Origin of the sequence: Pseudomonas sp. NFXW11, assembly GCF_049887815.1 — a bacterium.
Classification (GTDB): domain Bacteria; phylum Pseudomonadota; class Gammaproteobacteria; order Pseudomonadales; family Pseudomonadaceae; genus Aquipseudomonas.
Window position 1 is genome coordinate 329,095 of record NZ_JAGEKI010000004.1, and the last position, 24,178, is coordinate 353,272.

Consider the following 24,178-nt stretch of genomic DNA (forward strand, 5'->3'; position numbering starts at 1 on the left):
TGCCGGCTTTTTTAGTGGTGGGTCAGGGGATTTGCACGCCTTCGGCCAACAGCATGTCCACCAGGCGGATCAGTGGCAGGCCCACCAGGCTGGTGGCGTCGCTGCCTGCGGTGCTCTGGAACAGGCTGACTCCCAGCCCTTCAGCCTTGAAGCTGCCCGCGCAGTCGAAGGGTTGCTCGCGGTGCAGGTAGCGTTCGATGCGCGCGCTGTCGAGATGGCGCATGTGTACCGTGAAGGGGATGCAGTCGACCTGGCAATGGCCTGTCTGGCTGTTGAGCAGGGCCAGGCCGGTGAGGAAGGTCACGCTGGCGCCGCTGGCGTCCAGCAGCTGTTGCCGGGCTTTTTCAAAGGTGTGGGGCTTGCCGATGATTCGCTCGCCGAGCACTGCGACCTGGTCCGAACCGATGATCAGGTGGCCTGGGTAGGTGCTGGCAAGGGTGCGGGCCTTTTCTTCGGCCAGGCGTTGTACCAGCGCGCTGGCGCTCTCGCCGGGGCGGTGGTTTTCATCGATATCGGGAGCGCTGCAACTGAACGGCAACTGCAGGCGGGACAGCAATTCCCGGCGGTAGGCCGAGCTTGAGGCGAGTAATAAAGGCAGCATGTGCATCTCCTGGAGCCGGCCGGGAATTCTAGCGAGGCTTGCTGGTGACGGACAGGGCTGAATTTCCTTTGACATGGCTGGGGGCATCCCTATAATGCTGCGCCTATGTTGAATGACCCGATTCCATCTCACGTTGACCCGCGCAAATTGGCTGATCGTGGCACCACCCTTGAAGGTGAGGTGCTGCTGGCCGATTTGGAGAGACTCTGCGACCCGCTTTCCGACAACGTCGGTACGGTGCAGGCTAAATTCGTTTTCGAGCGCGACGAGCGTAAGTCTGTGGTTATCCACAGCTCTATCGACGTCGAAGTCAAAATGGTTTGCCAGCGTTGTCTTGAGCTGGTCACCCTGCCGATCCACAGCGAGTGCAGTTACGCAGTGGTGAAGGAGGGTGCAAATACCCAGTCGTTGCCGAAAGGTTATGACGTGCTGGAACTGGGCGAAGATCCTTTGGATCTGCAGGCATTGATCGAGGAAGAGCTTTTGCTTGCCCTGCCAATCGTGCCTGCTCATCATCCGGAAGAATGCCAGCAGCCGGACGGGCTCGACGAGCCCGAGCCGAGCGAGGACGAGGTAACGCGGTCCAACCCGTTCAGTGTATTGGCGCAGTTAAAGCGTGACCCAAACGTTTAGGAGTTAATCAATTATGGCTGTTCAGCAGAACAAAAAATCCCGCTCTGCCCGTGACATGCGTCGTTCCCACGATGCTCTCGAGGCTAGCGCCCTGTCCGTAGAAAAGACCACCGGTGAAGTTCACCTGCGTCACCACGTATCGCCAGAAGGCGTATACCGTGGTCGTAAAGTGATCGACAAGGGCGCTGACGAGTAATCCTTGTCCGCTCAAGTCATCGCGATTGACGCAATGGGCGGGGACTTCGGTCCCCGCAGCATTGTTCAGGCCAGTATTGCTTGCCTGTCTGCCACCCCCTCGCTGCACCTGACCCTGGTGGGTCAACCCTCCCTTCTTGAAGAACTGATTGCCGCTCATTCGGCGGTGGATCGCGCGCGCCTGACTATTGCTCCGGCGAGCGAAGTGATCACCATGGACGAAAAGCCCTCCCAGGCCCTGCGTGGCAAGCCTGATTCCTCGATGCGCGTGGCCCTTGAGCTGTTGCGCGAAGAGAAGGTCCAGGCCTGCGTCAGTGCTGGCAACACCGGGGCGCTGATGGCGTTGTCGCGTTATGTGCTCAAGACCCTGCCTGGCATTGATCGGCCGGCGATGGTGGCGGCCATTCCCACTCAGCGCGGCTATTGCCAGTTGCTGGACCTGGGGGCCAACGTCGATTGCAGTGCCGAGCACTTGCTGCAGTTCGCGATCATGGGGTCGGTGGCGGCAGAGTCCCTGGGGGTGGTCCGGCCGCGGGTGGCCTTGCTGAATATCGGCACTGAGGACATCAAGGGCAACCAGCAGGTCAAGCTCGCGGCAAGTTTGCTGCAGCAGGCTCGCGGCCTGAACTACATCGGCTTTGTCGAAGGTGACGGGCTCTATCGTGGCGAAGCGGATGTGGTGGTGTGCGACGGTTTTGTCGGCAACATCCTGCTCAAGTCCAGCGAGGGCCTGGCCAGCATGATCGCTGCGCGTATCGAGGCGCTGTTCCGGCAAGGGCTGTTGTCCCGAGTTGTCGGGGCGTTGGCCTTGCCCTTGATGCGTCGCCTGCAGGCCGACCTGGCGCCGGCGCGGCACAATGGTGCGAGTTTCCTCGGCTTGCAGGGCATCGTGGTGAAAAGCCATGGTTCGGCGGGGGTCCAGGGTTTCCAGAGTGCGATCCAGCGGGCCCTGATCGAGATCCAGGAAGACCTGCCGCGGCGCTTGCACGGGCGCCTTGAAGACTTGCTGCTTTAAACGTCGGGTTGTCGAAATGCTTAAATGTGACCGCTCGGTTCAATCGGCCATCCAACTGTCAGTTTCTTGCGTCCACTGCGGTGTGACGTCAATTCTCCGACGACAAGATCATTAGGGGCTTGTTACATGTCTGCATCCCTCGCATTCGTCTTTCCAGGACAGGGCTCGCAGTCCCTCGGCATGTTGGCCGAGCTGGGTGCGCAGTACCCGTTGATCCTCGACACATTCAAAGAAGCCTCCGATGCTCTGGGCTACGACCTCTGGGCGCTGACCCAGCAAGGTCCCGAAGAGCTGCTGAACCAGACCGACAAGACCCAGCCGGCGATTCTCGCCGCCTCCATCGCCCTGTGGCGTGTATGGCTGGCCGAGGGCGGTGCGCGTCCGGCCTTCGTGGCCGGCCACAGCCTGGGCGAATACAGCGCCCTGGTGGCTGCGGGCAGCCTGACCCTGGCTGAGGCCGTGAAGCTGGTGGAGCGCCGCGGCCAGCTGATGCAGCAAGCCGTGCCAGCAGGGCAGGGCGGCATGGCAGCCATTCTGGGTCTGGACGACGCCGACGTGGTGGCCGCCTGCGCCGAAGCCGCGCAAGGCGAGGTGGTCAGCGCGGTGAACTACAACTCCCCGGGCCAGGTGGTGATCGCCGGCGCCAAGGCTGCTGTGGATCGCGCCATCGAAGGCTGCAAGGCTCGTGGTGCCAAGCGCGCCATGCCGTTGCCGGTCAGCGTGCCTTCCCATTGCGAGCTGATGCGCCCGGCGGCCGAGCGCTTCGCCGAGTCGATCGCCGCGATCGATTGGCAGGCACCGCAGATTCCGCTGGTGCAGAATGTCAGCGCCGCGGTGGCCGCCGATCTGGAAACCCTCAAGCGCGACCTGCTGGAGCAGTTGTACAAGCCGGTGCGCTGGGTCGAGTCGGTACAGACCCTGGCGGCCAAGGGTGCCACTCAACTGGTCGAGTGTGGCCCGGGCAAGGTCCTGGCCGGTCTCAACAAGCGCTGCGCCGAAGGCGTGTCGACCTCTAACCTGAACACCCCAGATGCTTTCGCTGCCGCCCGTGCAGCGTTGGCCTGAACTAGGAGAAGCTTGCATGAGTCTGCAAGGTAAAGTTGCACTGGTGACCGGCGCCAGCCGTGGTATCGGCCAGGCCATCGCGCTTGAGCTGGGGCGTATGGGCGCCATCGTGGTGGGTACTGCTACCTCCGCCTCGGGTGCCGAGCGTATTGCCGCGACCCTCAAGGAAAACGGCGTTGAAGGCACCGGCCTTGAGCTCAATGTCACCAGCGACGAGTCCGTGTCCGCAGTCCTGGCCAGCATCACCCTGCAGTTCGGTGCGCCGGCGATCCTGGTGAACAACGCCGGCATCACCCGCGACAACCTGATGATGCGGATGAAAGACGACGAGTGGTACGACGTGGTCGATACCAACCTCAACAGTCTGTATCGCCTGTCCAAAGGCGTGCTGCGTGGCATGACCAAGGCCCGTTGGGGTCGAATCATCAATATTGGTTCGGTAGTGGGTGCCATGGGCAACGCCGGACAAGTAAACTACGCCGCGGCCAAGGCCGGTCTGGAAGGTTTCAGCCGCGCCCTGGCCCGTGAAGTGGGGTCACGCTCGATCACCGTGAACTCGGTTGCTCCTGGCTTTATCGACACCGATATGACCCGCGAGCTGCCGGAAGCGCAACGTGAGGCCCTGCAGGCACAAATTCCGCTGGGTCGTCTGGGTCAGGCTCAAGAGATCGCGCAAGTGGTCGCTTTCTTGGCATCCGACGGCGCGGCATACGTTACCGGGGCTACAATCCCGGTCAACGGCGGGATGTATATGTGAGTCAAATGTGACGGATCGCTTCAAAAAAATGTCATACGAGCTGTCTAAAATCCGTTATAAAGCTGCAATCAATTTTTAGGGCAGATGGCCGAGGGATTTGTCGGTAAAGCTTTCAGTTGAAAAGCTGAAAAGCCTTTCTATACACTTACCCACTGGCCAGCTGCCTGAATTTGTCCATTAGGAGTGAAAACAAGGTATGAGCACCATCGAAGAGCGCGTCAAGAAAATCGTTGCTGAGCAACTGGGCGTTAAAGAAGAAGAAGTTGTCAACACCGCTTCCTTCGTTGAAGACCTGGGTGCCGACTCCCTTGACACCGTTGAGCTGGTGATGGCTCTGGAAGAGGAATTCGAGACCGAAATCCCTGACGAAGAAGCTGAGAAGATCACTACCGTTCAAGCAGCTATCGACTACGTTAACAGCCACCAGGCTTAATCGTTTGTAGTCGTCTTTTGCTGTCATGGAAAAACCGCACTGCCGTTACGGCGTGCGGTTTTTTCTTTAGGCCTGATGCAAAGCGTCGTCATTAGAAAAAGGAGAGTGCTGTGTCGCGTAGACGCGTCGTAGTCACCGGTATGGGTATGTTGTCGCCACTGGGTACCGATGTACCGAGTACCTGGCAGGGCATATTGGCCGGCCAAAGTGGCATTGGTCTGATCGAACACACCGACCTTTCTGCCTATTCCACCCGTTTTGGCGGCTCGGTAAAGGGCTTCAATGTCGAGGAATACCTGTCGGCCAAAGAGGCCCGCAAACTCGACCTGTTCATTCAATACGGCTTGGCGGCCGGTTTTCAGGCGGTGCGCAACGCCGGCCTGGAAGTCACCGATGCCAACCGTGAACGCATTGGCGTGGCCATGGGTTCGGGTATTGGCGGTTTGACCAATATCGAGGAAACCAGCCGCACACTGCACGACTCCGGTCCACGACGGATTTCTCCGTTCTTCGTGCCGGGCTCGATCATCAATATGATTTCCGGTTTCCTGTCCATCCACCTGGGTGTCCAGGGGCCGAACTACGCCATTTCCACGGCGTGCACCACGGGCACCCATTGCATCGGCATGGCCGCGCGCAATATCGCCTATGGCGAGGCTGACGTGATGATCGCCGGTGGCGCCGAAATGGCCGCCTGTGGCCTGGGCATGGGCGGCTTCGGTGCGTCCCGCGCGCTGTCGACCCGCAATGACGAGCCGACCCGCGCCAGCCGTCCGTGGGACAAGGGCCGTGACGGCTTCGTGCTGTCCGACGGTGCTGGTGCCCTGGTGCTGGAAGAGTTGGAGCACGCCAAGGCTCGCGGCGCCACCATCTATGCCGAGCTGATCGGCTTTGGCATGAGCGGCGACGCCTACCACATGACCTCGCCACCCGCCGACGGCGCCGGTGCTGCTCGCTGCATCGCCAATGCCCTGCGTGACGCGCAGATCAATGCCGACCAGGTGCAGTACATCAACGCCCACGGCACTTCGACCCCTGCCGGCGACCTGGCGGAAGCCGAAGCGATCAAGAGCGTGTTCGGCGATCACGCCTACAAGCTCGCGGTCAGCTCCACCAAGTCCATGACGGGCCACCTGCTGGGTGCCGCCGGGGCGATCGAGGCGATCTTCAGCGTGCTGGCGATCAACAGCCAGGTCGCGCCGCCCACCATCAACCTGGATGAGCCGGATGCCGGTTGCGACCTGGATTTCGTGCCGCACACCGCGCGCAGCATGGATATCGACGTCGTACTGTCCAACTCCTTCGGTTTTGGTGGCACCAACGGCTCCCTGGTGTTCCGCCGGTTCGCCGAGTGATGCACAGCTGGGTCGACGGTCAGCCGGCGGATGCGCTGTCGCTCAAGGACCGCGGCCTGGCCTATGGCGATGGTCTGTTCGAGACCATCGCCGTGCGCTGCGGGCGTCCACTGCTATTGGAGCGGCACCTGCAACGCCTGGCCGAAGGTTGCCTGCGCCTGGCGCTGAGCGCCGACCAAGCACTGATCCGCAGTGAAGTGCTGGCCTATGCGGCGGTCCTGGGCGAGGGCGTGCTGAAGCTGATCCTCACCCGCGGCGACAGTCTGCGCGGCTACGCGGCCAATCCCGTCACCAGTGCCCGACGGATTCTCCAGGGCAGTGCCCTACCGGTTTATCCCGCGGCCCATGCTGAGCAGGGCATCTGCCTGTTTGCCTGCGCCACGCGCTTGTCCGAGCAGCCCTTGCTGGCCGGGCTCAAGCACCTCAATCGTCTTGAACAGGTTCTGGCTCGTGCCGAATGGTCCGACGCGGAGCATGCCGAGGGCTTGATGCGCGATACCTCCGGGCGGGTGATCGAGGGCGTGTTCAGCAATCTGTTCCTGGTTCGCCAGGGGCGTTTGCTCACCGCCGACCTGAGCCGCTGTGGCGTGGCCGGGGTGATGCGCGCGGAAATATTGTGTCAGGCCGAGTCCCTGGGCATTGCGCTGCAGGTCGCCGATATCGGCTTCGAGCAGCTGCAACAGGCCGATGAGGTGTTTGTCTGCAACAGTGTCTATGGCATCTGGCCGGTGCGTGCCTGTGCCGGGATGCGCTGGTCGGCAGGACCGCTCACCCGTAAACTGCAGGGCATTACCCGCGCACTACTGGATGCTTGATACGTGAGACGTAAATTACTGCTCCTGCTGGAAACCGGACTGGTCCTGGCAGGACTGCTGCTGGGCGCGAGTGCGTGGAAACTGCACTCGGCCCTGGAACAACCGCTGAGCCTGAATCAGGAACAGCTGCTCGATGTACCCGCCGGCGCCACCCCCACCGGCACCTTCAATCGTCTGCAAGCCGATGGCGTGATCCAGGATGCGTTCTGGCTGCGCCTGTACTGGCGCTTCAACCTGGCGGGCCAGCCGCTGCACAGTGGCGAGTACCGCATGACTCCGGGCATGACTGCCGAAGGCCTGATCGGCACTTGGCAGCGTGGTGAGGTGGTGCAGTACAGCCTGACCCTGGTGGAAGGCTGGAATTTCCGCCAGGTGCGCAGCGCCCTGGCCAAGAGCGAAAAACTGCAACAGACCCTGAGCGGCCTGAGCGACAGCCAAGTGATGGAAAAACTCGGACACGCCGGGGTGTTTCCTGAAGGGCGCTTCTTTCCCGACACCTATCGTTTCGTCCGTGGCATGACTGATGCCGAGCTCCTGGAAAAGGCCTACGACCGTCTGGATGAAGTCCTGGCCAAGGAATGGAATAAGCGTGCCGAGGATGCGCCCTACACCGACCCCTACCAGGCGCTGATCATGGCCTCGCTGGTGGAGAAGGAAACCGGTGTGCCCCAGGAGCGTGGGCAGATTGCCGGAGTCTTCGTGCGGCGCATGCAGATCGGCATGCTGCTGCAGACCGATCCCACGGTGATCTACGGCTTGGGCGAGCGTTACGCCGGCAAGCTCACCCGGGCTCATCTCAAGGAAGCCACGCCCTACAACACCTATGTGATTGCCGGATTGCCGCCCACGCCGATCGCCATGGTTGGGCGCGAGGCGATTCATGCCGCGCTCAATCCAGTGCCGGGCAAGAGCCTGTATTTCGTCGCCCGAGGCGATGGCAGCCATGTGTTCTCCGATGACCTGGATGCCCATAACAGCGCCGTGCGCGAGTTCCAGCTCAAGCGTCGGGCCGACTACCGTTCCAGCCCCGCGCCGGCCGCTGCGCCTGAGGCGACGGCACAGCCTGCCGAGCAAACGCCCTCTGCGCCGACCGCCGCTCCCGCTGCTGCGGAGCCTGCGCCGAACAGCCCGCAATGACTCAGATTAAGGACCGCCCGTGACTGGCTTGTTTATTACCCTGGAAGGCCCGGAAGGCGCCGGCAAGAGCACCAACCGCGAATACCTCGCCGAGCGCCTGCGCGCCGCCGGTATCGAGGTGCTGTTGACCCGCGAGCCCGGCGGTACGCCCCTGGCCGAGCGGATTCGCGAGGTGCTGCTGAGCCCGGCCGAGGAAGTGATGAATGCCGATACCGAGCTGCTGCTGGTATTTGCCGCCCGCGCCCAGCATCTGGCCACGGTGATCCGTCCGGCGCTGGCCCGGGGCGCGGTGGTGCTGTGCGACCGTTTCACCGATTCCACCTACGCCTATCAGGGGGCAGGCCGTGGCCTGAGCCTTGCGCGCATCAATGCTCTGGAGGAGTTCGTCCAGGGCGAACTGCGCCCCGACCTGACCCTGGTCTTCGACCTGCCGGTGGAAGTGGGCCTGGCGCGGGCCAGTGCGCGTGGCCGGCTGGATCGCTTCGAGCAGGAGGGGCAGGAATTCTTCCAGAAGGTTCGCCAGGCGTTCCTCGAGCGTGCCGCGGCGGCCCCGCAGCGCTATTTCCTGCTGGATGCGGCGCAGCCGCTGGCCCAGGTCCAGCAGGCCATTGATGGTCTGCTGCCGTCATTGCTGGAGCGTGCTCGTGGCTGAGGTCTTTCCCTGGCAGGACAGCCTCTGGCAGCAATTGGCCGGACGCACCCAGCATGCCCATGCCTACTTGCTGCATGGCCCGGCGGGCATCGGCAAGCGGGCCCTGGCCGAGCGCTTGATGGCGCGCCTGCTGTGCCAGCGCCCGGACGGCCTGGATGCCTGTGGGCAGTGCAAGTCCTGCCTGTTATTGCAGGCAGGCAGCCACCCGGACAACTACGTACTGGAGCCCGAGGAAGCGGACAAGGCGATCAAGGTCGACCAGGTTCGCGAGCTGGTGAGTTTCGTGGTGCAGACGGCGCAGTTGGGCGGGCGCAAGGTGGTGCTGATCGAGCCGGTGGAGGCGATGAACATCAATGCCTCCAACGCCTTGCTCAAAAGCCTGGAAGAGCCCTCCGGCGATACCGTGCTGCTGTTGGTCAGCCACCAGACCAGCCGCTTGCTGCCGACCATCAAGAGCCGTTGCGTGCAGCAGGCCTGCCCGTTGCCGAGCGAGGCCATGAGCCTGGCGTGGCTGGCCCAGGCGCTGCCCGAGTGCAGCGAGGAGGAGCGGGTAGAGCTGCTGACCCTGGCCGCCGGTTCGCCGCTGGCCGCCCTCAGCCTGCACACCCAGGGTGCCCGCGAGCAGCGGGCACAGGTGGTGGAAGGGGTGAAGAAACTGCTCAAGCAGCAGCAGTCACCGACCCAGCTGGCCGAGTCCTGGAATGCCATTCCACTGTTGCTGCTGTTCGACTGGTTCTGTGACTGGTCGAACCTGATCCTGCGCTATCAACTGACCCAGGACGAAGACGGCCTGGGCCTGCCGGACATGCGCAAGGTAGTGCAGTACCTGGCGCAGAAGTCCGCCCAGACCAAGGTGCTGGCCATCCAGGACTGGGTCCTGGCGCAGCGGCAGAAGGTTTTGAACAAGGCCAACCTCAATCGGGTGCTGCTGCTGGAGGCCTTGCTGGTGCAATGGGCCGCCCTGACCGGGCAGCATTGATGCCCAGCCTCTAGAATCAGGCTTGTTTGCGGCCGGACGCAGTGCTCCGGCCTTCCATTGATCAGCAGTAGTTGTCGCCATTTATGCTCGTAGATTCCCATTGCCACCTCGACCGACTCGACCTTGCCGCCCACGACGGTTCCCTGGATGCCGCCCTGGAGGCGGCTCGCCTGCGCGGGGTCGGGCATTTCCTGTGTATCGGCGTGAGTGCCGACAACGCCGCGGACGTCAAGGCGCTGACCGAGCGCTATGAGGATGTCGACTGTTCGGTAGGGGTGCATCCGCTGGATGTCCAGCCTGGTGCCGCGCCGGCGCTGGACTGGCTGCTGGAGGAGTTGAACCACCCGCGGGTGGTGGCCATCGGCGAGACCGGCCTGGACTACCACTACGAGCCGGAAGCCGCCGAGCTGCAACAGCAATCCTTCCGCCTGCACCTGCAAGCCGCGCAGCAGACCGGCAAGCCGGTGGTGGTGCATACCCGTGGGGCCCGCGCCGATACCCTGGCATTGTTGCGCGAAGCGGCCTTGCCCAACGCCGGTGTGCTGCACTGCTTCACCGAGGACTGGGACATGGCCAAGGCAGCGCTGGATCTGGGCTTCTATATCTCGCTGTCGGGGATCGTCACCTTCCGCAATGCCGATGCCCTGCGCGATGTGGCGCGGCAAGTGCCGGCCGACCGGCTGCTGGTGGAGACCGATTCGCCTTATCTGGCTCCGATTCCCTATCGCGGCAAGCCCAACCTGCCGCAGTACGTGCGTGAAGTGGCGGAATTCCTGGCGATACTGCGGGGTGAACCCTACGAAGCCTTTGCCGAGCAGACCACGAACAACTTCAAGCGCCTGTTTCCCTTGGCGCGGGTCAAGGCCCAGGGCTGAGTCCAGCCTTGGCGTGGGGTAAATTGCAGGCAAAAAAAACCCGGGTTCTGGGGGGTGAATCCGGGTTAAGACCATTAGGAGTAAACTAAGGCACGCGGTCCTTCGGTACCTTGATCGGCGTTTCACTTGGGGGAGATGTCCCGCCGACAGTTGAAGTATTGATCACTATTACATTCAGTCCAGTTGGCCCTGCTCGTTTTTTAAACATATTTGGAATACGCGCGCTTCGCTTGAGTTCTCACTTTTGCCCTTTAGTCGGGTGTTGTTTGCGGTTTCGTTGGACATTGAACTTTTTTGACGATTTTTCGCTGCATTCCATGGCTTTTCTCCCGCAATTTCCCCACACAAGCTGTTGCAGTTTGACCTCGTACAAGGCCTGATCTTCATCAAGGCTATTGATACTTTCAGAATATTCCTCCGTCGTTCATGGCCTTTTCCGAGGCCTGATGACGGGCATCTACCTGGCTTTACCGGGCGACGTTGTGGCCGGCTATGGCGCAATTACGACCCAGTGGAGTACTTTCGTCGCGGGCAAGGCACTGGCTGATAGTCAGTGCCCATTACAGGGGTGGGCAGACTTTGCGGTCTGATACTAGGCACACAAGCCTGCTGCGTTTGCGTCTGGAACTGCCTTGTGGCCCTGTATTCATTGGTTTTCCCGGGTTTCCGGGAGGCCGGTTTTGCGCCAGAAACCCTGGCTGGAACGGATGATCCGTGCATTTTGCCGCAAGTTAGGCATAATACGCGGCTTCGAATTTGACCCCGAACAGACCTTTTCTTATGCAGAAAGAACCTCGTAAGGTCCGTGAGTTTCGTCGCCGCGAGCAAGAAATTCTCGATACCGCGCTCAAGCTGTTCCTCGAACAAGGTGAAGACAGTGTCACCGTCGAGATGATTGCGGATGCCGTGGGTATCGGCAAAGGGACCATCTACAAGCATTTCAAGTCCAAGGCGGAAATCTACCTGCGCCTGATGCTCGACTATGAGCGTGACCTGAACGAGCTGCTGCACTCGGCCGATGTCGACAAGGACAAGGAAGCCCTGTCCCGGGCCTACTTCGAATTCCGCATGCGCGACCCACAGCGCTACCGCTTGTTCGACCGCCTGGAAGAGAAGGTGGTCAAGGGCAACCAGGTGCCGGAAATGGTCGAGGAACTGCACAAGATCCGCGCCTCCAACTTCGAGCGCCTGACCCTGCTGATCAAGGGTCGCATCAGCGAAGGCAAGCTCGAGGACGTGCCGCCGTACTTCCACTACTGCGCATCCTGGGCGCTGGTGCATGGCGCGGTGGCGCTGTACCACTCGCCATTCTGGAGCAACGTGCTGGAAGATCAGGAAGGCTTCTTCCAGTTCCTGATGGACATCGGCGTGCGCATGGGCAACAAGCGCAAGCGCGACCCCGATACCTCGAGCAGCTGAGGCATTCAGCCAACGGATTGCGCCATCGGCGAACTGTATGGCGCAGTGCCCGAGGAATATACTCAGGCATGGGGCTTGCAAAAACCTGATTTTTGAGTCAGGTTTTGCCGGCTCTCCCTTCCCATGCCGGAGTCGTCCATGATCGTCGATCGTCAAGGCAGGCGCTTTCGCAACTTGCGGATCAGCCTGACGTCTGCCTGCAACTACGCCTGTACCTACTGCGTGCCCAATGGCAAGCGGCTGGTGGCTGCCCAGGACGAACTGTCGGCCCAGGCCATGGCCAGGGGGGTGGCGTATCTGATCGAGGCCGCCGGTATCGAGCGCTTGCGCATCACCGGTGGCGAACCCCTGGTCAGCCCCAAGCTGGAAGCATTCATGGGGGCGGTGGGGGGGCTGGGCCTGGAAGACATCAGCCTGACCACCAATGGCCAGCTCCTGGCCCGCAAGCTACCGGTGCTGCTGGAGGCCGGAATTCGCCGGATCAACGTGTCCCTCGATACCCTGGATGCCTCGGCCTTTCGCAGCATTGCCCGCGGTGGCGACCTGGCCACCGTGCTTGATGGCATGCAGCAGGCCCGCGCCGCCGGGCTGAAGATCAAGGTCAACATGGTGCCGTTGCGCGGTCAGAACCTGGATCAGGTCATGCCGCTGCTCGATTACTGCCTGGAGCGGGGCTACGAACTGCGCTTTATCGAGTTGATGCGCATGGGCCACCTGGCCCAAGACAGCAACGCCTTCCTGCAGCAGTTCGTCAGCCTGCAACAGTTGCTGGAACTGATCGGCCAGCATTACGAGTACCTGCAGGCCGAGGCGCCGCTGGATGCCACCGCCGTACGTTACGAGATCCCCGGGCTTGGCCATTTTGGTGTGATTGCCAACGAGAGCGTGCCCTTCTGCCGGACCTGTTCGCGCCTGCGCCTGTCGTCCACCGGTTGGTTGCATGGCTGCCTGTCGTCGAGTAACCGTCACTATGTCGGCGACCTGCTGGACAAGCCGCGCCATCAAGCCTTGCCGGCCCTGCAGCGCTTGCTGGTCAAGGCCCTGGCAGACAAGCAGGACCTGGCCTTTTCCGGGGGCGCCACGGTGATGAAGATCATCGGCGGCTGAGGCATTTCATTCTTCGTTCCCTAGGTGGCGGAGCTGGCGCGGAAGCTGCATCTCGTGGCCATTCGGCGGTTTTCCGTCACCGGATTTTGGAGGGTAGGATGCGTAGCCTGGTTTTGCTGCTGGCCTTTTTGGCGCTCGGCGGCTGCATGAATGTCAGTGATATGGGCGAAGGGGTGCGCTATCACCTGAGCGACGCCGGGATGCTCGATCACAGCGATACCCGGCGTACCAGCTCGTTCCGCATTCAACCGGATTCGTTCATTTTCATTGCCCAGGGGCATTTCGTGCCGCCGGGCAGTGCCTACCCGCGGCCCAATGTGGTGGCCGAGGAAGCCTTCAATGGCTTTGTCGAGTATTTCCCCATGGTCCGTCGCGCCAAGGCGCCCGAGGGCCTGAACGAGGCCATGGCCGAAGCCCGGGAAGTGGGCGCGCACTATCTGCTCTACGCCCGTTTCGCCAAGGCCGATGACCGCATCGGCAACTCCGATGAGTGGTTGGACCAGGAAGCAGTGGATCGCCTGGGCGTCGACACCAGCACCATCCAGATCATGCTGATCGAGACCAGCACCCAGTACCTGATCGATTCGGCGCGGATTCGCAGCCGCGGCGGTTTACTGACGTTCCACGACAACAAGCCACAGGATCTGCTCGGCCCGCCGCTGCAGCAATATGCGCGGGGCCTGTTGGGCCTGAGCGACTGAGGAGGCGGTGATGAGCGGTCCAGGCAAGGCCAATGACCTGTTGGCGCAGATTCCCAAGACAGAAAAGGGCCTGCCGCCAGTCCACCTGTGGAACCCGGATTTCTGCGGCGATATCGATATGCGTATCGCCCGGGACGGCACCTGGTACTACCTGGGCACGCCGATTGGCCGCAAGCCCATGGTCAAGCTGTTCTCCACCATCATCCGCCGCGATGGCGACGAGTATTTCCTGGTGACTCCGGTGGAGAAGGTCGGGATCAAGGTCGACGACGCGCCGTTCGTTGCCGTGACCCTGGAAGTGGAAGGGCAGGGCGAGGAGCAGGTGCTGCGCTTCACCAGCAATGTCGACGAACAGTTTTGCGCCGACGCCGAACACCCGCTGCGGGTGGTGATCGATCCGCACACCGAGGAACCGGCGCCGTACATCCGGGTTCGACACAATCTTGAGGCGCTGATCCATCGCAACGTGTTCTACCAGCTGGTGGAGTTGGCGCAAACCCGTGTCCTCGATGGCCAGCGATGGCTGGGGGTATGGAGCGCCGGCGAGTTCTTCGTGATCGGCCCTGAGCCTTAGCCAAGGTCTCGGGAGTGGTGTAAGAAGATATTTCTTGCTCTGGATCCGACCTTTCATGTATCAAACCGGACATGATCAAACATGTCCGATTCGACAAGAAAACACGGGTGGTCGACGAACTGATCCGGCGCATTGAAAGCGGTCTGATGGAGGACGGCTTTCAGCTTCCGGGTGAGCATCGCTTGGCCGAGGAATTCGGTGTCAGCCGCGGCACCTTGCGCGAGGCCCTGGCCGAGCTCAAGCGACGTAACTACATCGCCACACAAAGCGGGGTCGGCTCCATCGTCACCTTCGACGGGGTCGCCCTGGATCAGAACCATGGCTGGGCCCAGGCCCTCGCCGACAGCGGCGCACTGATCAACACCGAGGTGCTGCGCCTGGAGGCGATCAGCCGCCCGGACCTCAAGCACCGCCTGGGCACCGAGCAGTTCATCGCCCTGGATCGTCGCCGCCGTAGCACCGATGGCCGGGTGTTGTCCCTTGAACGTTCGCTGATCCCTGCATCCGGGGGCCTGGAAGGCCTGCCCCGAGTCGGCCTGATCGATGATTCCCTGACCATTACCCTGGCCGCCTACGGCTATATCGGCGAGCGCGGCGATCAATGGATCGGCGTCGAACCCCTGAACAACGAAGACGCCGAGTTGCTAGGACGCGCTCCGGGCGAAGTATTCCTCAAGGCCCTGCGCACCACCTATGACCGCCAGGGACGTTTCATGGAACAGGTGGAAAGCCTGCTCGATCCACAGCATTTCCGCATGCACCTGCAATTCGGGGCCAACGAGTGACCCCGCTGCAGCGGGCGCTCGGTGCATTCTATGGGCTGGCCCTGGGCGATGCCCTGGGCATGCCCACCCAGTCCCTGAGCCGGGAACAGATCCAGCAGCGTTTTGGCGTTATTGAAACGCTGCAAGCCGCCGGCCCGGACCAGCCGATCGCCGCCAATATGCCTGCGGGCTCGATCACCGACGACACCGAACAGGCGATTCTGCTGGGCACTCTGCTGGTTCGCGGCCAGGGCCGGATCGCTCCGGCGGAGCTGGCGCGCAGCCTGATCGAGTGGGAGGCGGCGATGCGTGCCAAGGGCTCCCAGGATCTGCTCGGGCCTTCGACCAAGCACGCCATCGATATGATTCTTGCCGGTCACTCGGTGGACGAAGCCGGGCGCTACGGCACCACCAATGGCGCCGCCATGCGCATCACGCCGGTGGGCATAGCCTGCGATGTCGAACAGGACGAGCGCTTTATCCAGGCGGTGCTGCAGGCCTGCCAGGTGACCCACAACACCACTCTGGGCGTGGCCAGTGCGGCAGCGGTGGCGGCAGTGGTCTCGGCCGGGATCAACGGTGTTGCCCTGGTTGAGGCATTGGCCCTTGGCGAGCGGATCGCCCGGCAGGCCCAGGGCCATGGCTATTGGGTGGCGGGCGCCAGCATTGCGGCCCGTCTGGAGTGGGCTGCCAGCCTGAAGCTCGATGGCGACAAGCAGCGTTTCGCCCAGATGCTCTACGAGCTGGTCGGCACTTCGGTGGCGTCCCAGGAATCGGTGGTGGTGAGTTTCGCCCTGGCCGGGCAAGTGGCCCAGGGACAATTACAGGCCTTCGAGGCACTGTGCATGGCCGCAAGCCTGGGGGGCGACACCGACACCATCGCGGCGATTCTCGGCGCCATGCTCGGTGCCTGCTTGGGGCTTGCAGTGTGGCCCGTGGAATTGATCGAACAGGTGCAGCAGGTCAATAAACTGGATCTGCAGCCTCTGGTACAAGAGCTGCTGGCGCTGCGCTGACCCCGCCAGCGCTGCATGCAGTCATCGCTATGGAAAGCTAGAAACACGGCCAGGAATGCCGGGATGCTCAGCGACTTCCGAAATTGCCTGAAATCAAAACAACGGCAACAGGAGCCTTATCCATGAGTTCATCGACCACCGGACCCGGCGCCGGGCAACTGGAAACCCGCGGCATCGAGCCGGTTCCCGAAGCCGAGTGCAACGGCCATCCATTACAGCTGTTCTGGGTCTGGTTCGCGGCCAATATCAGCATCCTCGGCCTGCCGCTGGGGGCGACCCTGGTGGCTTTTCGCGGCTTGTCGATCTGGCAAGTGATTGTGGTGGCGATTCTCGGCTCGGTGGGTTCGTTCGCCGTGGTGGGCCTGATTTCGGTGGCCGGGCGGCGCGGCAGGGCGCCCAGCCTGACCCTGTCCCGGGCGATCTTCGGCGTGCGCGGCAATATCGGCCCGACCCTGGTGTCGATGCTGTCGCGGGTCGGCTGGGAGACGGTGAATACCACCACCGCAGCCTTTGTCCTCTTGTCCCTGAGCTCGTTGCTGTTCCACACCCCGGCCTCGGCCAAGGATGCGCCCCTGCTGACCCTGCTGTTTATCGGCATCATCGTGCTCATGACCCTGAGCGTGTCCGGCCTGGGCCATGCCACCCTGCTGCTGATCCAGAAGTGGGCCACCTACGGCTTCGGTGCGTTGAATGTGCTGGTGGGCGGGTTTCTCTGCGCCACCATCGACTGGACCGCGGTGTTCAATGCCGCGCCGGCGCCCATGAGTGCGATGCTGATTGGCGTCGGCACCATGGCCGCCGGCACCGGCATCGGCTGGGCCAGCTCTGGCGCCGACATGTCGCGTTACCAGCAGCGTTCGGTCACGGCCGGGCGCCTGGTGGCCTCGGCGGCCTTCGGAGCCGGCATCCCCCTGGTGTTGCTGATCACCCTGGGCGGCTTGCTGTCGGTGGGCAACGACCACCTGGCCTCGGCGGTGGACCCGATCATCGCCATCCGCGACATGCTGCCGACCTGGATGGCCGTGCCGTACCTGATTGCCGCCTTCGGTGGCTTGTTGCTGTCCAACAACCTGTCGGTGTACTCCGCCGGCCTGACCGCGCTGACCTTGGGGCTTCGGGCCAAACGGGTCTATGCGGTGCTGGTGGACATCGTGGCGATCTTTATCGGCTCGATCTATTTCATGCTGATCGCCGACAGTTTCTACGGTCCCTTCATCAGCTTCATTTCCCTGCTGGCGGTGCCGATCACCGCCTGGGTGGGGATCTTCGTGGTGGACCTGATCCATCGCCATTACTACAGCGCCGATGACCTGTTGAATGTCGGCCCAAGCAGCGCCTACTGGTATCAGGGCGGCATCGAGTGGCGCGCCTGTGGCGCCTGGCTGCTGGCCATAGTGCTGGGCTTCTGTTTCACCAGCATTGGCACCACCGCCGAAGACCAGTGGTTCGTCGGGCCGCTGGCCGACTCCTGGCTGGGGCAGAACGGCCTGGGCTGGATAGTCACTTTCCTGGTGGCCGGCGGTGGCTACGGCCTGCTGGGTGGGGCCCGGGATCGGCGCCTGAGCTTTGCCGAGAATGCCAATGCCTAGGTTGCTGCACAGCGGCCAGGTGATAGTGGACCTGGTGATGGCGGTGGAGCACTTGCCGGCTTCCGGGGGCGAGGTGCTGGCCGAGTCGGCGCGCTTTGAGGTCGGTGGCGGCTTCAATGTCATGGCCGCGGCGGCGCGCAACGGCTTGCCGGTGGTGTATCTCGGCCGCCATGGCCAGGGGCGCTTTGGTGATCTGGCGCGTGCAGCGATGCAGGCCGAAGGCATTCACATGAGCCTGGCGTGCAGCCCCGGCGCCGACACTGGCCTGTGCGTGGCCCTGACCGAAGCCTCGGCCGAGCGTAGCTTCATTTCCCATATCGGCGCCGAAGGCGAGCTCTCCAGCGAGGACTTGGCACAGGTGCAGGTGCAGCCCGGGGACTATGTCTATGTCAGCGGCTACAGCCTGCTGCAGCCGAGCAAGGCCCGGGCCCTGATCGACTGGCTGCTGGGCTTGCCACGGGATGTGCCGCTGATGTTCGACCCCGGGCCTCTGGTGCAGTCGGCGGATTCACCGCTGCTGGCCGCCTTGCTGCCGCGTATCGATATCTGGAGCAGCAACCGCGCCGAGGCCCTGCAACTGACGGCCAGCACCGATCTGGATGCCGCCTTGGCCCGGCTCGGTGCCTGGCTCCCGACGGCGGCTTTGCTGGTGCTGCGTGACGGTCCTCGGGGCTGCTGGATTGGCCAGCGGGGGAGGCAGGTGCTGGTGCCGGGTTTCGAGGTCCAGGCTGTGGACAGCAATGGCGCCGGCGACGCCCATGCCGGGGTCTTTATCGCCGCCCTGGCGGCTGGGCTCGAACCTTTGGCGGCGGCGCGCCGGGCCAATGCGGCGGCGGCGATTGCCGTCACCCGCCGCGGCCCGGCCACTGCGCCAGGCAGCGCCGAAGTGGATGCCCTGTTGCAGGTCAGTGCCTAGCCCCGAGAAGCGGGCTTTGCTGACCACGAGCGCTGCCGGCCAGTTACGGCTGATTGCCGGTCGCGCCCGAGGCGCCGCTGCCGCTTTTCAGGTTGGAACCCTGCTTGCTGCTATCCGGAGTTCCTATCTCCAGGGTGCCGGCGCCGCCCTGGCGGCCACTGTCATTGCCCTGGGTTCGCGGGTCGCTGCCGGTGGAGGGTGGAAGCGAGCCCTCGTCCATGGCCGGTGAGTTGATATTGATCTTTGGCAGGCCCTGGAGCGCCGGTGATTTTGGCCCTTCGACCGGGGCGGTCGGGTCGCTGGTATCGGCCTGCGCCGCGCCAGACAGCAGCCCGGCCAGGGCCAGGGCGGAAAGTTGAACCTTGAGCATGGTGTCGCCTCCCTTCGTCAGTGTCGTTACCTGATATTGGTCCGCGGCCAAGGGCGATTGGTGCCTGACAGGCGACGAGCGGCCTTATCCATCGCAAGGCATCCGCGCCGCCTGTCGATGACGCCAACCCAGGCGCCCGAGGCTGATCGCCCAGTTCAGCAGGGCGGCCACCAGCACGCTGAACAGCAATGCCTGGATGCCGGACGCGACAATGAGCCGCCCGGCCAGCCAGGGAAAGCCGAACACCCCGACAAAGTACGACAGGCTGAACAGCAGCAGCGATTGCGAGGTGCTGCCGGGCGGTGCCTCGTTGGCCGCCAGGCCGTTGATCACCGAGTAGGTCAGGCCATAGCCGACCCCGAGCAGCACCGCCGCCAGCAGGTAGCTGGCGCTGCTGTCCACGACGAACAGAAACAGCAGGATCGACACCAGCATCAACCCCGACAGCAGGCAGGAGGCGCGATAGGGATCACGCTTGACCACCATGCCTGCGAGCAGCATGCGGCTGGCGATGGCGGCACTCATGAAGCCCAGGAAGAACAGCGAATAGTCCACGCCCCGGGACGGCCCGTAGCTGGTCTGGAAACTCGACAGGCCACCGAACACGCAACCGCCCAGGCCCACCATCAAGATCGGCAGCAAGGCTTTGGAACCCAGTACTTGGCGGGTGCCGCTCCAGGTGATCCGGGCCGCCGAGGCACCCAGGTGATTGCTGCCCTGGCGCAGCCGGATGCTCAGGCGCCAGAAGATCGCCACCCCCAGCAGGCTGGCCAGCGCGGCGATAAAGAAGGCGCTGGTCAGTGGGTAGCCCAGGGCACTGGCCAAGCGGCCTAGCAGGGGGCCGGAGCCGATACCGGTCATCATGCTGCCCGACAGCAGGGCGAAGTAGCGCGCCCGTTGTGCGGGCTCCACCAGCATGGCAACGATGATCGGCCCCAGGGTATAGAACACGCCCCAGCCTAGGCCCAGGGTCAGGCCGAACAGCATTAGGCCGGGGCCGAAGCCTGGCGTCAGGGCAAAACCCAGGCTGGCCAGGGCCAGCAGGCAGCCGAACAGCGCCACCGCGCGTGCGGCGCCGAGCCAGTCGGCCAGGTGCCCGGAAGCGAGCACCGCGACGAAGGTGCTGAGCATCGCCGCCGAAATCACGCTACCGGCGTCATGTTCGTTGCCGCCGCGACTGCCGATCAGCAGCGACAGAAGAAAGGTCGAGCCATAGGACAGCGACAACAGGTAGCTGCCCAGGCAGAACAGCCCGAACAACGGGCCCGGCACCCGGGATTGCGGCGTAGACATGAAAGCGCCTCGTCATGCTTGGAGTGATGCCGGGCTTTCTAACATGGTGATTGCGGGTGTTGGTTGTGTTCCTGCTGGCCTCAGGATTAGCCGCTAGCGGAGTAACGGCGCTGCTTACTGGCCGATTTCCTCCAGCAGCTCCTGGTAGAAGCGTTGCAGGCGCTGCTGACGGACCTGCGCCAGGCGGGCGCCGGCGGCGGTTTGAAAGCCTTCGGCCAGGTGCAGCAACTTGGCCTGGAAGTGATCCAGGCTGAATTGCCTGTCATCCAGTTCGCGCTGTTGGGCCAGCGGGTCGGCGGGATCGTACAGGGGGCGGCCCAGGCGGCCGGCGACATAGAAGGTGCGGGCCACGCCCAGGGCGCCGAGGGCATCCAGGCGGTCGGCATCCTGGACAATCTTCGCTTCGAGGGTCACCGGCGCGATGTTCGCGGAAAAACTGTGGGCGGCGATGGCATGGGCCACGGCATCGATCTCGTCCGCCGGCCAGTCGAGCCCGGCAAGAATCCCTCGGGCCTTGTCCGCCGCCAGGCGCGAGGCCTGGGCCCGCAGTGGCGAGTTTTTCTCCAATGCCACGCAGTCGTGGAGCAGGGTGGCCGCCAGCAGCACCCGCAGTTTGCCGCCTTCCTGGTCGCTGATGCGCCGGGCGTTGCGCCATACCCGTTGCAGGTGGGACAGGTCGTGGGCGCCATCGGCGACGGGTTCGAAAGCATGGGGCAGCAGGGTTTCGGCCAGGGCTTGCAGCGGTGCGAAGGTCATTGGGTGGTCCGCTCAATCAGTCTGGGCGCTACTTTAGCCGCTGGTGTGGACGACGATAAGGGCGCTTGCGAGGGTGTTGAACCTGCGGCGCGTGAGGGCGAGTCGGTAATGGGCGCAAATGCCCGTGCATGTGTTTCCGCTGTCGTTCTAATATGGCCGCCTGATTCCGCCATGAGAGCCGTCGATGACCGTCGAAATTCGTCCTGCACTGCCCAGCGATGCGCCGCAGATTCTTGCCTTCATCACTGAACTCGCCGACTACGAGCGGGCACGCCATGAAGTGATCGCCAGCGTCGCCGACATCGAACGCAGCCTGTTCAGCGAAGGCGCCACGGCCCACGGCCTGATCTGCCTGCGCAATGGCGTGCCGATCGGCTTTGCGGTGTTCTTCTTCAGTTACTCCACCTGGCTGGGGAGCAATTGCCTGTACCTGGAGGATCTCTACATCACTCCGGAGCAACGGGGCGGCGGGGCGGGCAAGCAGTTGCTGCGGCACCTGGCGCAGATCGCCTGCGACAACGACTGCGGGCGTTTTGAATGGAGCGTGCTGGAGTGGAATGAACCGGCGATCCAGTTCTACAAGTCCCTGGGCGCCCAGCCTCAGGAAGAGTGGGTCAAGTACCGCATGGACGGCGAGGTGCTGCGGGCTTTCGCCCGCGGCTGAGCCCAGCCAACGGCTTATGCCGGCACCGGCTTTTGTAGGCGCTGGCTTGCCAGCGAAAGCTCCCCCCGCCGCTGGCAAGCCGGACCTCACCTAACCTGGAGTCAGGCCTTCAAGGTCGCCATATCGATCACGAAGCGGTACTTCACATCGCCCTTGATCATGCGCTCGTAGGCTTGATTGATCTGGCGGATATCGAGCATCTCGATATCGCAGGTGATGCCGTGCTCGGCGCAGAAATCCAGCACTTCCTGGGTTTCGGCAATGCCGCCGATCAGCGAGCCGGCCAGCACCCGGCGACCCAATACCAGCTTGGCCGCATGCAGCGCCGGGTCCACGGGTTCGATCAGCCCCACCAGGATATGCACGCCGTCAAAACGCAGGGTGTCGAGGTAGGGGTTGAGGTCGTGGGGCACCGGGATGGTGTCCAGCAGAAAGTTGAAATGCCCGGCGGCGGTCTGCATCTGCGCCGGGTCGGTGGATACGATCACCTGGTCGGCACCCTGGCGCATAGCCTCTTCGGCCTTGTCCGGGGAGCGGGTGAACAGGGTCACTTCGGCGCCCAGGGCCTTGGCGAACTTGATGCCCATATGGCCCAGGCCGCCCATGCCGAGGATCCCCACCTTGTCGCCAGGCTTGACCCCGTAGTGCTTGAGCGGCGAGTAGGTGGTGATGCCGGCGCAGAGGATCGGCGCGGCGCTGGCCAGGTCGAGTTTCTCGGGAATGCGCACCACAAAGTGCTGGTCGACCACGATGCTGTCGGAATAGCCGCCCATGGTGTTGCTGCCGTCGACCCGGTCCGGGGTGGCGTAGGTCATGGTCGGGCCTTGCAGGCAGTACTGCTCCAGGTCGGCGGCGCAGGCTTCGCAATGGCGGCAGGAATCCACCATGCAGCCGACGCCCACCAGGTCGCCGACCTTGTGCTTGCTGACGCTGGCGCCGACCGCGGTGACCTTGCCGACGATCTCGTGGCCCGGCATCAGCGGGTACACGGCGATGCCCCATTCATTGCGGGCCTGGTGGATATCCGAGTGGCAGACACCGCAGTAGAGGATCTCGATGGCCGCATCGTGAGGGCGTGGGCTGCGACGCTGGAAGCTCATGGGGGCGAGGGGTGTGGTGGCCGATTGGGCGGCATAACCTAGGGCGGTGTACATGGTGGACCTCGCAAAAGCGCTGATGGATGAGGTGGCGCATTCTCGGCGTCGAGGGCTGGGGCAACCATGGCGATTCCTCGGCATGTCATGCCTATTCCTCCGTCATTGGCGGTTTTTGCGCAGCATTGGCCGGCAGACCTGCGATGATGTTTTCATCCCTTTTTTCCGTGAAGTTTTTCCCATGCTGCTAACCCGTCATCTGGACGCCAACGCCACCCTGGTCTCGCTGATCCAGCCCCTTGCCAGCCGCGATGGTTTCGTCGCCACCGCCTTGCCCGGGGTGCAGGTGCTGCGAGCCAGCTGCGATGTGGCGCGGGGCCCGCAGATCTACGAGCCGAGCCTGATGATCATCGTCCAGGGCAGCAAGTTGGCCTACCTGGGCACCCGGACTCTGGAGTACGGCGCCGGGCACTACCTGATCCAGGCCCTGTCGGTGCCTTTCGAGTGCGAGACCTTCGCCTTGCCGGATGCGCCGCTGCTGGGGATTTCCATCGCCATCGACCGCGCCATGCTCGGCGAGCTGGTGCTGGCCATGGGGGTGGGCGAGGGGCGGGCGGCATCGGCGCAGACCCTGGAGTCGATGACCTCGGTGGTGCTCGATGACCTGATGCGCGGCTGCGTGGAGCGCTTGTTGCGCTGCCTGCATGATCCTCTGGAGTGCAGGATCATGGGCGCCTCGCGGGTGCGCGAGCTGTTGTTCGCCGCCCTGCGCGGGCCCCAGGCCGATGCGCTGCGGGCACTGGTGGAGCAGCAGGGGCAGTTCGCCCGGGTGGCGGCTTCGCTCAATCACCTGCACGAGCACTACACCGAGCCGCTGAACGTCGAGACCCTGGCCCGCTGCGCGAACATGAGCACCTCGACCTTCCATGAGCATTTCAAGCGCAGCACCCAGCTGTCGCCGGTGCAGTACCTCAAGCGCCTGCGGCTGCTCAAGGCCCAGCAGTTATTGCTGGGGGCGGGGCTGGGCGTGGCCCAGGTGGCGCATCGGGTGGGGTACCAGAGCACCTCGCAGTTCAGTCGCGAGTACAAGCGCTATTTCGCGCGTAACCCCGGGGACGAACGCGCTGTTGCCCTGTAGGCGCCGGCGCCTACGGAGGATCTGCGTATTTTTTGTAGGAGCTGGCTTGCCAGCGAAGGCGTCCGTGAGAACGCTGCAAGGCTCCAGGGCCCTTTCGCCGGCAGCCGGCTCCTATGGATGGTGGTGGGGTGCAGGCATAAAAAAGGTTCTTCACGGATTACCGGGAAAGACGCTCTTGATCTTCATAAAAAAGAATTCGCTATCCCGGTAACCGTACGCCATCCGTTTGATGACCTTTATTCGATTGTTTATCCCTTCCAGTTGC

Annotated in this window: 28 protein-coding genes; 22 read left to right on the plus strand and 6 right to left on the minus strand. The window is 63.3% G+C overall.

Annotation, left to right across the window (positions count from 1 at the left end; translation table 11 throughout):
* Positions 1–22 precede the first annotated feature (22 nt).
* On the minus strand, positions 23–601 hold the full coding sequence (locus tag J4P02_RS09445) for a Maf family protein (protein ID WP_426189427.1): 579 nt from the start codon (positions 599–601) through the stop codon (positions 23–25).
* A 105-nt stretch (positions 602–706) separates the two neighbouring features.
* Between J4P02_RS09445 and J4P02_RS09450 the strand changes: the two genes are divergently transcribed.
* The 20 genes from J4P02_RS09450 to J4P02_RS09545 all read left to right on the plus strand — a co-directional run bounded on the left by J4P02_RS09450 (position 707) and on the right by J4P02_RS09545 (position 18,598).
* Positions 707–1,234 carry a YceD family protein gene (locus J4P02_RS09450; protein WP_068577967.1) on the plus strand — a complete coding sequence of 176 codons (528 nt, stop codon included), beginning with the start codon at positions 707–709 and terminating at the stop codon, positions 1,232–1,234.
* Between the two features lie 13 nt (positions 1,235–1,247).
* Positions 1,248–1,430 (plus strand): 50S ribosomal protein L32, encoded by a 183-nt coding sequence (gene rpmF / locus J4P02_RS09455; protein ID WP_010447173.1) that lies wholly within the window; start codon positions 1,248–1,250, stop codon positions 1,428–1,430.
* Positions 1,431–1,433: 3 nt separating this feature from the next.
* Positions 1,434–2,444 (plus strand): phosphate acyltransferase PlsX, encoded by a 1,011-nt coding sequence (gene plsX, locus J4P02_RS09460; protein ID WP_426189430.1) that lies wholly within the window; start codon positions 1,434–1,436, stop codon positions 2,442–2,444.
* Positions 2,445–2,570: 126 nt separating this feature from the next.
* The gene (gene fabD, locus J4P02_RS09465) at positions 2,571–3,509 is read left to right on the plus strand and encodes an ACP S-malonyltransferase (RefSeq protein ID WP_426189432.1); all 939 of its coding nucleotides are present in this window, start codon (positions 2,571–2,573) and stop codon (positions 3,507–3,509) included.
* 16 nt (positions 3,510–3,525) lie between these two features.
* Positions 3,526–4,266, plus strand: coding sequence for a 3-oxoacyl-ACP reductase FabG (gene fabG, locus J4P02_RS09470; RefSeq protein ID WP_426189434.1), 741 nt, complete (start codon positions 3,526–3,528; stop codon positions 4,264–4,266).
* Positions 4,267–4,462: 196 nt separating this feature from the next.
* Complete coding sequence (gene acpP, locus J4P02_RS09475) at positions 4,463–4,699, plus strand: acyl carrier protein (RefSeq protein WP_004884578.1); 237 nt, start codon at positions 4,463–4,465, stop codon at positions 4,697–4,699.
* A 110-nt stretch (positions 4,700–4,809) separates the two neighbouring features.
* Positions 4,810–6,054: a beta-ketoacyl-ACP synthase II gene (fabF, locus tag J4P02_RS09480; RefSeq protein WP_426189436.1), complete on the plus strand. Its 1,245-nt coding sequence runs from the start codon at positions 4,810–4,812 to the stop codon at positions 6,052–6,054.
* The gene (gene pabC / locus J4P02_RS09485) at positions 6,054–6,869 is read left to right on the plus strand and encodes an aminodeoxychorismate lyase (protein ID WP_426189438.1); all 816 of its coding nucleotides are present in this window, start codon (positions 6,054–6,056) and stop codon (positions 6,867–6,869) included. Before fabF ends, pabC begins: the two co-directional genes overlap by 1 nt.
* Before the next feature lie 3 nt (positions 6,870–6,872).
* Complete coding sequence (gene mltG, locus J4P02_RS09490) at positions 6,873–8,006, plus strand: endolytic transglycosylase MltG (RefSeq protein ID WP_426189440.1); 1,134 nt, start codon at positions 6,873–6,875, stop codon at positions 8,004–8,006.
* 19 nt (positions 8,007–8,025) lie between these two features.
* Positions 8,026–8,658 carry a dTMP kinase gene (gene tmk, locus J4P02_RS09495; protein ID WP_426189442.1) on the plus strand — a complete coding sequence of 211 codons (633 nt, stop codon included), beginning with the start codon at positions 8,026–8,028 and terminating at the stop codon, positions 8,656–8,658.
* The gene (locus J4P02_RS09500) at positions 8,651–9,637 is read left to right on the plus strand and encodes a DNA polymerase III subunit delta' (RefSeq protein WP_426189444.1); all 987 of its coding nucleotides are present in this window, start codon (positions 8,651–8,653) and stop codon (positions 9,635–9,637) included. Before tmk ends, J4P02_RS09500 begins: the two co-directional genes overlap by 8 nt.
* A gap of 83 nt (positions 9,638–9,720) precedes the next feature.
* The gene (locus J4P02_RS09505) at positions 9,721–10,512 is read left to right on the plus strand and encodes a TatD family hydrolase (protein ID WP_426189446.1); all 792 of its coding nucleotides are present in this window, start codon (positions 9,721–9,723) and stop codon (positions 10,510–10,512) included.
* A 780-nt stretch (positions 10,513–11,292) separates the two neighbouring features.
* Positions 11,293–11,931: a TetR/AcrR family transcriptional regulator gene (locus tag J4P02_RS09510; protein WP_253125107.1), complete on the plus strand. Its 639-nt coding sequence runs from the start codon at positions 11,293–11,295 to the stop codon at positions 11,929–11,931.
* Between the two features lie 138 nt (positions 11,932–12,069).
* A complete protein-coding gene (locus J4P02_RS09515) occupies positions 12,070–13,038 on the plus strand; it encodes a GTP 3',8-cyclase MoaA (RefSeq protein WP_426189448.1) in 969 nt (322 codons plus the stop codon).
* 98 nt (positions 13,039–13,136) lie between these two features.
* Positions 13,137–13,739: a DUF4823 domain-containing protein gene (locus J4P02_RS09520; RefSeq protein ID WP_426189450.1), complete on the plus strand. Its 603-nt coding sequence runs from the start codon at positions 13,137–13,139 to the stop codon at positions 13,737–13,739.
* 10 nt (positions 13,740–13,749) lie between these two features.
* Positions 13,750–14,313: a DUF1285 domain-containing protein gene (locus J4P02_RS09525; protein WP_426189452.1), complete on the plus strand. Its 564-nt coding sequence runs from the start codon at positions 13,750–13,752 to the stop codon at positions 14,311–14,313.
* 71 nt (positions 14,314–14,384) lie between these two features.
* Positions 14,385–15,098, plus strand: coding sequence for a GntR family transcriptional regulator (locus J4P02_RS09530; RefSeq protein WP_426189454.1), 714 nt, complete (start codon positions 14,385–14,387; stop codon positions 15,096–15,098).
* On the plus strand, positions 15,095–16,093 hold the full coding sequence (locus J4P02_RS09535) for an ADP-ribosylglycohydrolase family protein (RefSeq protein ID WP_426189456.1): 999 nt from the start codon (positions 15,095–15,097) through the stop codon (positions 16,091–16,093). The genes J4P02_RS09530 and J4P02_RS09535 overlap by 4 nt, the downstream gene beginning before the upstream one ends.
* Positions 16,094–16,215: 122 nt before the next feature.
* Positions 16,216–17,682 (plus strand): purine-cytosine permease family protein, encoded by a 1,467-nt coding sequence (locus tag J4P02_RS09540; protein WP_426189458.1) that lies wholly within the window; start codon positions 16,216–16,218, stop codon positions 17,680–17,682.
* Positions 17,675–18,598, plus strand: coding sequence for a PfkB family carbohydrate kinase (locus tag J4P02_RS09545; protein ID WP_426189460.1), 924 nt, complete (start codon positions 17,675–17,677; stop codon positions 18,596–18,598). The genes J4P02_RS09540 and J4P02_RS09545 overlap by 8 nt, the downstream gene beginning before the upstream one ends.
* Positions 18,599–18,641: 43 nt before the next feature.
* On the opposite strand, the gene J4P02_RS09550 is transcribed toward J4P02_RS09545, so the two are convergent.
* From J4P02_RS09550 to J4P02_RS09560, 3 genes are all read right to left on the minus strand, one after another.
* On the minus strand, positions 18,642–18,968 hold the full coding sequence (locus tag J4P02_RS09550; RefSeq protein WP_426189462.1) for a hypothetical protein: 327 nt from the start codon (positions 18,966–18,968) through the stop codon (positions 18,642–18,644).
* Between the two features lie 84 nt (positions 18,969–19,052).
* A complete protein-coding gene (locus tag J4P02_RS09555; protein ID WP_426189464.1) occupies positions 19,053–20,261 on the minus strand; it encodes an MFS transporter in 1,209 nt (402 codons plus the stop codon).
* Positions 20,262–20,375: 114 nt separating this feature from the next.
* A complete protein-coding gene (locus J4P02_RS09560) occupies positions 20,376–21,017 on the minus strand; it encodes an HD domain-containing protein (RefSeq protein WP_426189466.1) in 642 nt (213 codons plus the stop codon).
* Between the two features lie 184 nt (positions 21,018–21,201).
* Here J4P02_RS09560 and J4P02_RS09565 point away from each other — a divergent pair, with 184 nt between their 5' ends.
* On the plus strand, positions 21,202–21,681 hold the full coding sequence (locus J4P02_RS09565) for a GNAT family N-acetyltransferase (protein ID WP_426189468.1): 480 nt from the start codon (positions 21,202–21,204) through the stop codon (positions 21,679–21,681).
* Between the two features lie 101 nt (positions 21,682–21,782).
* On the opposite strand, the gene J4P02_RS09570 is transcribed toward J4P02_RS09565, so the two are convergent.
* The gene (locus J4P02_RS09570) at positions 21,783–22,835 is read right to left on the minus strand and encodes an NAD(P)-dependent alcohol dehydrogenase (protein WP_426189470.1); all 1,053 of its coding nucleotides are present in this window, start codon (positions 22,833–22,835) and stop codon (positions 21,783–21,785) included.
* Positions 22,836–23,016: 181 nt separating this feature from the next.
* Here J4P02_RS09570 and J4P02_RS09575 point away from each other — a divergent pair, with 181 nt between their 5' ends.
* Positions 23,017–23,913, plus strand: a complete 897-nt coding sequence (locus J4P02_RS09575; RefSeq protein ID WP_426189472.1) for an AraC family transcriptional regulator N-terminal domain-containing protein — start codon at positions 23,017–23,019, stop codon at positions 23,911–23,913.
* A gap of 150 nt (positions 23,914–24,063) precedes the next feature.
* Here the strand turns inward: J4P02_RS09575 and J4P02_RS09580 are convergent.
* Positions 24,064–24,178: transposase (locus tag J4P02_RS09580; protein ID WP_143497295.1), on the minus strand; the 115-nt coding region annotated here is incomplete at its 5' end.

Excerpts from the sequence above, each read along its gene's own strand:
- J4P02_RS09525 (WP_426189452.1), top strand. The coding sequence starts at position 13,750 with ATGAGCGGTCCAGGCAAGGCCAATGACCTGTTGGCGCAGATTCCCAAG.
- fabD (WP_426189432.1), top strand. The coding sequence starts at position 2,571 with ATGTCTGCATCCCTCGCATTCGTCTTTCCAGGACAGGGCTCGCAGTCC.
- J4P02_RS09515 (WP_426189448.1), top strand. The coding sequence starts at position 12,070 with ATGATCGTCGATCGTCAAGGCAGGCGCTTTCGCAACTTGCGGATCAGC.
- J4P02_RS09450 (WP_068577967.1), top strand. The coding sequence starts at position 707 with ATGTTGAATGACCCGATTCCATCTCACGTTGACCCGCGCAAATTGGCT.
- J4P02_RS09545 (WP_426189460.1), top strand. The coding sequence starts at position 17,675 with ATGCCTAGGTTGCTGCACAGCGGCCAGGTGATAGTGGACCTGGTGATG.
- J4P02_RS09560 (WP_426189466.1), bottom strand. The coding sequence starts at position 21,017 with ATGACCTTCGCACCGCTGCAAGCCCTGGCCGAAACCCTGCTGCCCCAT.
- J4P02_RS09510 (WP_253125107.1), top strand. The coding sequence starts at position 11,293 with ATGCAGAAAGAACCTCGTAAGGTCCGTGAGTTTCGTCGCCGCGAGCAA.
- J4P02_RS09575 (WP_426189472.1), top strand. The coding sequence starts at position 23,017 with ATGCTGCTAACCCGTCATCTGGACGCCAACGCCACCCTGGTCTCGCTG.
- J4P02_RS09530 (WP_426189454.1), top strand. The coding sequence starts at position 14,385 with ATGATCAAACATGTCCGATTCGACAAGAAAACACGGGTGGTCGACGAA.
- J4P02_RS09555 (WP_426189464.1), bottom strand. The coding sequence starts at position 20,261 with ATGTCTACGCCGCAATCCCGGGTGCCGGGCCCGTTGTTCGGGCTGTTC.
- pabC (WP_426189438.1), top strand. The coding sequence starts at position 6,054 with ATGCACAGCTGGGTCGACGGTCAGCCGGCGGATGCGCTGTCGCTCAAG.
- J4P02_RS09540 (WP_426189458.1), top strand. The coding sequence starts at position 16,216 with ATGAGTTCATCGACCACCGGACCCGGCGCCGGGCAACTGGAAACCCGC.
- fabG (WP_426189434.1), top strand. The coding sequence starts at position 3,526 with ATGAGTCTGCAAGGTAAAGTTGCACTGGTGACCGGCGCCAGCCGTGGT.
- J4P02_RS09445 (WP_426189427.1), bottom strand. The coding sequence starts at position 601 with ATGCTGCCTTTATTACTCGCCTCAAGCTCGGCCTACCGCCGGGAATTG.
- acpP (WP_004884578.1), top strand. The coding sequence starts at position 4,463 with ATGAGCACCATCGAAGAGCGCGTCAAGAAAATCGTTGCTGAGCAACTG.
- J4P02_RS09565 (WP_426189468.1), top strand. The coding sequence starts at position 21,202 with ATGACCGTCGAAATTCGTCCTGCACTGCCCAGCGATGCGCCGCAGATT.
- rpmF (WP_010447173.1), top strand. The coding sequence starts at position 1,248 with ATGGCTGTTCAGCAGAACAAAAAATCCCGCTCTGCCCGTGACATGCGT.
- J4P02_RS09520 (WP_426189450.1), top strand. The coding sequence starts at position 13,137 with ATGCGTAGCCTGGTTTTGCTGCTGGCCTTTTTGGCGCTCGGCGGCTGC.
- J4P02_RS09505 (WP_426189446.1), top strand. The coding sequence starts at position 9,721 with ATGCTCGTAGATTCCCATTGCCACCTCGACCGACTCGACCTTGCCGCC.
- J4P02_RS09550 (WP_426189462.1), bottom strand. The coding sequence starts at position 18,968 with ATGCTCAAGGTTCAACTTTCCGCCCTGGCCCTGGCCGGGCTGCTGTCT.
- J4P02_RS09570 (WP_426189470.1), bottom strand. The coding sequence starts at position 22,835 with ATGTACACCGCCCTAGGTTATGCCGCCCAATCGGCCACCACACCCCTC.